Here is a 569-nt window from a genome sequence, read left to right as displayed (position 1 = left end):
CGTGACGGCAAGTTCGTGATGGTGGCGGTCGGCGACGACGACACGATCCAGGTGATCGATGCCAAGAAGATGGAGGTGGTGGACACCCTGCCCTCCGGCCCCGATCCCGAGCTGTTCGCGCAGGATGCGGCCGGCAAGACGCTCTATGTGGCGAACGAGAACGACAACACCGTCACGGTGCTCGACCTCGAGAAGCGCGTCCGCATCGGCGACGTCCAAGTCGGCGTCGAGCCGGAAGGCATGATGCTCAGTCCGGACGGCAAGATCCTGATCTGCACCTCCGAGAGTACCAACGTGGCGCATTTCATCGACACGGCGACGCGCAAGATCGTCGCCAGCGTGCTGGTCGATGGGCGGCCGCGCTATGCCGAGTTCAAGACCGGCGGAGCGGAGCTGGGGGTCTCGGCCGAAATCGGCGGCACGGTCTCGATCATCGATCCGGCCAAGCGCGAGGTCACCGGCAAGATCAAGTTCGCCGTGCCGGGCCTGCGCAGCGAGGCGATCCAGCCGGTCGGCATCAGCCTGACGAAGGATGGCAAGACCGGCTTCGTCGCACTCGGCCCCGCCAA

Annotated in this window: 1 protein-coding gene; it reads left to right on the top strand. The window is 65.7% G+C overall.

Translation table 11 applies throughout. The features are described from left to right. On the top strand, positions 1 to 569 hold a 569-nt coding region (locus tag A6M14_RS00895), incomplete at both ends, for a beta-propeller fold lactonase family protein (RefSeq protein WP_241678018.1).

Source organism: Acinetobacter portensis, assembly GCF_009372215.1.
In the GTDB taxonomy this organism is placed as follows: domain Bacteria; phylum Pseudomonadota; class Gammaproteobacteria; order Pseudomonadales; family Moraxellaceae; genus Acinetobacter; species Acinetobacter portensis.
Note: the sequence above shows the minus strand (reverse complement) of the source record. Positions and strands in the feature narration are given on the sequence as shown.